Origin of the sequence: uncultured Veillonella sp. (assembly GCF_934190855.1) — a bacterium.
Classification (GTDB): Bacteria; Bacillota; Negativicutes; order Veillonellales; family Veillonellaceae; genus Veillonella.
The window spans coordinates 1-6,514 of sequence record NZ_CAKPTN010000092.1 but is presented as its reverse complement, the minus strand read 5'-3'; the positions used below and the strand labels follow the sequence as shown (position 1 = coordinate 6,514).

Here is a 6,514-nt window from a genome sequence, read left to right as displayed (position 1 = left end):
TTATTAATCTGCATGATGCCTCCTTATAACAGAAAAAACGATTACCCTTTATTATACCACTCTTTTAGCTTTCGTTTATCAACTTTTGAGCATTCTGTAAGAGGTAACATAGGAATTTCTAGTATTGCTTTTGGCCACTCTACAGAAGGTCTTTCATGATGAATGAGTTCTATAATTTTACTTAATTCAGCGGTATCCTCTAACACCATATAAGCAACAAAGTCTTCCCCTCGTATATCATCAGTAATCGTAACAACAGCAACTTCAGAAACGCCTTGTAAGGATTGCAAATACAATTCCATTTCGGGGATAGAAATTTTATAGCCCCCTTTATTGATGACATCTCCTTGCCGCCCATTAAACATGAGATATCCATCGCTATCTATATAACCGCAATCATTTACAGTATATGTATCTGGTATGCCTTCAATATGATATTTTGTGGTTACGTAAATGATGCCGTTTTGCTCTTCAATTTGGACAGATGGAAACGGTCTTCCCACTGTGCCTTCTCTATGTAACCACTCTTTACCTGTACAATATGTTATATAGTTAAGCTCAGATGCACCATAATAGAGAATAAACTCCATGTTCGGGCATTTTAATTCTAGCTGCTCCATCAACTGACAATCCAGCACTTGAGAGCCAGCAATGATATAGTTAATAGAGTCTAATTTACTTTTGCAATGACGAACTAATAATCGTAATTTTGTTGGTAATGCATATATATGGTCTACATGATATTTCTCGATAAGCTGGATCCATCGATTGGGGCGCATCGAACTCGTTGTAACAACAGTTCCACCAGACCATAGCACGGCGATAACCATATTACTAACACCAGTGAAGCTAAAACTGCCGTGTAAAAAAATTTTTGTATCTTTGTTTATGTGAAAGATATTGTTTTGGATATCAAAGAACTCACTCCATGATTTTTCGCTACGCCACAAAGGTTTTGGATGCCCCGTAGTCCCCGATGTAAGCACGCCAAAATCAGCTGATAGCGGTACACCGTCAGATTTTATAACACAGGCCAATTCATCTATATAATCTGTATCCATTTCATTATGGCATACCATGGGAATGTCCCCTTTATACAATGAACTGAGCCACTGGACAAGTTGTTCACTAAATGATTGATTTTGAATTAAAAGAACTTTGTTTTTTACAGCCTCTTTACCTAAGGTAAGCTCCACAGTTCGACTTATAGTGTTAATATCCGATGATAGGATTGCATCATATAGTTCGCCATAAGTATACTGTTCATCATCTACTACAAGAGCAATTTTATGTGGTTCTAAGTCTTTATATTGTTGTAAGCGTTCAATAATTGTCATATTACATACGCTCCATAATCAAAGCTGTACCAGTTCCCCCTGCACCTGCAATGGCACATAAGCCATATCTACCATTACAAGACTCTAAGGCAGCCATACAATGAAGCACTAAAATAGCGCCAGAACAGCCATAAGGATGTCCATAGGCTAAAGCTCCACCTAGTTTATTGTATTTCCCCATATGATTAGGATAGGCTTTATTAAAGAGTACATCAATGATGGCAAAGGCTTCGTTCCATTCCACTACATCTATATCATCCATAGTTAAACCAGTCCGTTTTAAAATGACTTCTGTACTTTCTAAAGCACCTTCTGGACTAAACTGAGGATTTCCTGCCCAAGGCAGGACACTATGAATTTTAAAAGGGCCTTTTTTATTAGATAGATATATAAAGGCAGCTCCATCATGGGTTAAACAAGCATTACCCGCATTTGTAATAGAATCAGGTCCTAATAAAGGCTTCATCCGTGATAATAGTTTCTCATTCATTTTAGGCCGAATACATTCATCTACACATGTTTTGCCATCGATGGTAATAGGCATAATGTAAGATTTCAAATGCGGATTATTTAAAGCTTCAGAAGCGCGTTTGTGACTGCCAATAATGTAGGGATATAAATCTTCCTTTATAACATTATGCTTGTGTATCGTCCGCTCTGCTCCTTCAAGCATAGCAAAAGGCGACTGATCTTGAGGGGTAAATTGAGCAACCTTATATAAACCTTCTCGATCATCACCAGACGCATAGATTCGGTCTGGCTGTAAGGAGGAGCTTTCAATACCACCAGCAATAACTGTATCCATAATACTAGCGGCAATATGTGTATAGGCCATTTCAATACTCATCAATGCCGATGCACATTGCATATCTACGGTAATAGCAGGAACAGAATTAGGTAAATTAGACATGAGACCCATGAGGCGACCTATATTACCACCTGTGCCAACTGCGTTGCCACAAAAAATCCCGTCCACCTGTGAAATAGCATGACGATTCATTAATTCGTCAATGAGTTGAGCCCCTAATATTTCAGGTCTCATATGTTTATATTGCCCATTTAAAACGCCAATAGGGCTGCGAAGGCCGCCGTGAATATATACTGACATATAAACTCCTTATAGTAAAAGCAAAAGAGGCATCCCGAGGAATGCCCCTTTTATTAGGTTCTAAATTTTAATTTTAGTTGCTAACCAAGAAGCAACGAGACATTTTACAATGTCCCCTGGAATGAATGGGAACATTACTACTGGCAACGCTGCCCAAAGTTCTGTTTTTGTAACAATCATAAAGCCTGCTACACCAAATAGGTACACTACAGGAATTGTAATTACAATAGAACGCCATGCATAAGAGAAAAAGCTCTTCTTGGAACCTTTGAATACGCTTAATAATGTATAAGCTATTGGCCAAGAGAAGATAAAGCCCCCTGTTGGTCCTAATAATTTGCCAAGACCTGCTGTGCCACCAACGAATACTGGTAAACCTACAGCACCAAGTAAAACGTAAATGATAAATACAACAAACGCATCTTTCGGTTGTAACAATAAACCAGTTAATGTAGCTACCAAAGTCAATGCCGTTACCATGGCAGGACTAAATGGCAACGGGAAAGAAATATATGCTGAAATACATAATAGGGCTGTTAATAAAGCCATTTTTGTTAAACGTCTTGCTTCCATAATTACCTCTAACTAATAGATCTTTGTTTCAAAGATGTAGAATTTTCATTTTCACCAAAAAACGTAGCAGAAAATGCTAATGTGTCGCCTACATAACCTTCTACATGAGCATCTTCAGGAATCTCAACCAAAGTCACCTGATCCTCTGCAATGACAGGAGCATGAAAGTAAATTGCCATTTGAAGAGCAGATTTACTAATATTCCAATAGTTCCATAATGTTTCAAGAATCATGCAACCAGGAACAACATAAGGATCTTCTCTATGAATTGGATTCGTATCATTAATATCATTTACAAATTGTACTACATCTTTCTTAGGGAATGATATAGTACCACTTATTTCCTCTTGATGTATTGTAGCACGAATGCTGAATTCTTTCGGCACTGGTCGTAAATCAACCATCAAGAATCCTGATTTATCCATAATACCGACGGTGGTAGTTTTAGCAACTTGATATAATATCTTACATATAGTTTCATCACTACCGGAAGAATCATAATGCATATGCTTGATAACGCTATGTCCTGGCAGATCTAAGTCATTATTACATAATGCTTTAAATAATGTTCTCATATAATCACATTCCTTTATTTATTCAATAAATTGATTATAATCAACATCATTTCATTCGTCAACAAAACTCATTATCCATTTGTTAACAAATATAAAATATATATCTAGATTAGCCTAGAATACTACCAAAATAAAAAGAACCCATGATTGAACTGCACCCCAAAAATTGGACACAATTTTTAGAGGTGCAGTTCAGATATTTCATAGGTTCTTTTATAATGTTAAATCTTACAGATTTATTATTTAATATCTAGCTCTTTCAAGTATGCCTTGAAGTTATCACCTAACTCTTCATTGCGCAATGCATACTCAACAGTAGCTTTCAAATAACCTAATTTATCACCTGTATCATAGCGAATGCCTTCATAGGCCAATGCATAGGTATCAGTCTTAGACGCTGCTAAGGCATCTGTTAATTGAACTTCATTGCCTACACCAGGTTTAGTATCTTCCAAAATGTTAAAGATATCTGGTGTCAAAATATAACGACCTAAAACAGCAAGTTGAGATGGAGCATCTTCTTGCTTAGGTTTTTCCACCAAGTTATGAACGCGATATAAATTATCCGCTAAAGCCTCACCAGATACGATGCCGTAAGAGCTAACTTTATCTTCAGGTACAAATTGAGCACCTAAGATAATACCAGGATGCTCGTTATAGCAATCGATTAATTGCTTCAAGCATGGTTTTTCTGGGTTATAAACAATATCGTCACCAAGTAATACGGCAAATGGTTCATCACCAATAAATGCTTTAGCACACAACACGGCATCACCAAGACCACGAGGAGCTTTTTGACGAATAAAGTGAACCTTAATATCCGCTAAATCCTTGATCATCGCCAATTGTTTATTTTTACCTTGGCTTTGTAACAATAATTCTAGTTCAACACTACTGTCGAAATGATCTTCAATAGCGCGTTTATTACGACCTGTAATGATTAGGATTTCTTCAATACCGGAATCCAAAGCTTCTTTCACAATATATTGGATAGCAGGCGTATCTACGATAGGAAGCATTTCCTTTGGTTGTGCCTTAGTAGCTGGCAAGAAACGCGTACCAAAACCAGCTGCAGGAATTACGGCTTTTCTAATGGGTTGCATAATAGTCTCCTAACTAAAAGTCTTTACCTACAAATTTAATCTTCCATTGATTATCTCTGTTTTTATGCCCATCCTTATATGTTAAGTACATATCGAAGGAGTGTAAGTCACGATGCCATGTGTAGTAGATAGAATCAATATCACCACTCATCATATTGTTTTTAACACTTACAGAAATATCATCTAGACGAGTTAATTTATAAGAACCACCATAAACAAGCTCCTTAGGAAGCTCTGTCGTATCGAATCGATATGGGGAGTTATTATAAGAAATATTTCTTTGATCATAGCTAACCCAAACATTAGCACGATTGCCAGCTTTAGATTGGAATCTAGCCCCCCAATAAGGCATGCTACGAATAGAACCGTCATAACCGTAGTAGTCGCGTTGGTAACCGCCTAAGAAGCGTAAATCAGCATTTTTACCAAGTTTAATTGGATCGTGAGATACTTCTGCATAATATTCCTTATGAGAACCTTTTACAGCATCCTCTTTCCAATAACCAATATTAACGCCCCCACGCACTGTGACCGGAGATTTACCTACATGGTACGTATGCGTATCTAAGCGAACTTCACCAATTTTTTCAATCCATACGGTTTTATCATTATACTCATTGGATTCTTTACTGTAACCAATAGAAGCAGTACCCCAAGGTAAGTAATGACGATACCCAACCTGTGGTTTAAAACCAGCTTTAGAATACCATCGGTAATCAAGGTAAGCTTCACCGCTCTTACCAATTGGATATTCTGTACTACCATGTAAACCAATACCATTATCACTATTATACGTAGGCTTTGGTATTAAAGAGAAAATACTAAATTTATTTTCTTTATCATGACGCAAAGACGCTGTATAAGATGGCAAAGATAAAACTTTAAAGTTTTTAATGTAGAAGGATGGCTTTTTGATAATCACTTTGTCACCAGGATACACTTTGATATCTTGACCTTCCACACGATAATCTGGAGTATGAACAAAAGCCATCGCATGCTTGGTAGTTACCATACCCTTTTCTATATGACCTGTTTGACCATCAAATGTAGTATTTTGTCCTTTTACATAAAACGGATCTGTCCAGCCCATCGCTTGGTCAGCTGTAAAATGACGGTCGCTAGTGCGATACGTCATATTTTGACCTGTAATATCTTTTGTCTTACCGCCATCTTCTAAGTATCGGTAACCACCAACGGTACGATATTCCGTAGTTTTAGTATTACCTTCAATACGAGGAGCCATCAAGGTTTGATTACCTTGCGTAACTACTACATCACCTTGTGCATATACATTGCCTGTAGAACCACTATAAAACATTTTGTCTGCATCAATACGAGTTGGCAACTTCTCTGTAGGCGCAGCAGATTTTTCTTTTTCACCACGACGTACAACACGGATATTGCTATGTTCAGGTGTAGATGCTTTAGAGATTTCTCCAGCATAGGACTGACCTACGCTATCCAATTGATCTTGATATACCGTGGTTGACTCCGTAGCGGCCCAAACAGGTTGTGCTAAACAAAACACACATGCCGCTGCCAGCCATTGTACTTTACGTTTCCTCATGGTTACTAGAACTCCTCTTGCTTTAAGAATTTGTTAATTATTGATTGCGTTTTACAACAACGATAGGTTGAGATACATTTTCCACCACTTCTTCTGGTTCTTCAACCTCAGTAGTTTCTTCAACTACAGCTTCATTCTCTTCAGCACCGTTGTTTTCTACATATTCTTCAGTTTCACCAGTTGCATTTGACACAGTTACTGCATCTGCTAATTCATCATCGCTATGCGCTAAACCGTCACCACCGATAACA

6 protein-coding genes and 1 pseudogene are annotated in these 6,514 nt (G+C 37.5%); all 7 read right to left on the bottom strand.

Annotation, left to right across the window (positions count from 1 at the left end; genetic code table 11):
* Positions 1-41 precede the first annotated feature (41 nt).
* Positions 42-1,337, bottom strand: coding sequence for an AMP-binding protein (locus Q0F90_RS06280; protein ID WP_296004216.1), 1,296 nt, complete (start codon positions 1,335-1,337; stop codon positions 42-44).
* Between the two features lies 1 nt (position 1,338).
* Positions 1,339-2,445: a thiolase family protein gene (locus tag Q0F90_RS06275; RefSeq protein ID WP_296004215.1), complete on the bottom strand. Its 1,107-nt coding sequence runs from the start codon at positions 2,443-2,445 to the stop codon at positions 1,339-1,341.
* Between the two features lie 60 nt (positions 2,446-2,505).
* A complete protein-coding gene (locus Q0F90_RS06270; RefSeq protein ID WP_296004214.1) occupies positions 2,506-3,018 on the bottom strand; it encodes a biotin transporter BioY in 513 nt (170 codons plus the stop codon).
* 8 nt (positions 3,019-3,026) lie between these two features.
* Positions 3,027-3,593 carry a hypothetical protein gene (locus Q0F90_RS06265; protein WP_296004213.1) on the bottom strand — a complete coding sequence of 189 codons (567 nt, stop codon included), beginning with the start codon at positions 3,591-3,593 and terminating at the stop codon, positions 3,027-3,029.
* Between the two features lie 239 nt (positions 3,594-3,832).
* Positions 3,833-4,696, bottom strand: coding sequence for a UTP--glucose-1-phosphate uridylyltransferase GalU (gene galU, locus Q0F90_RS06260; protein ID WP_296004212.1), 864 nt, complete (start codon positions 4,694-4,696; stop codon positions 3,833-3,835).
* A gap of 13 nt (positions 4,697-4,709) precedes the next feature.
* Positions 4,710-6,263, bottom strand: a complete 1,554-nt coding sequence (locus Q0F90_RS06255) for an LptA/OstA family protein (RefSeq protein WP_296004211.1) — start codon at positions 6,261-6,263, stop codon at positions 4,710-4,712.
* Between the two features lie 37 nt (positions 6,264-6,300).
* Positions 6,301-6,514 (bottom strand): annotated as a pseudogene (locus tag Q0F90_RS06250) (hypothetical protein); the annotation flags it as partial.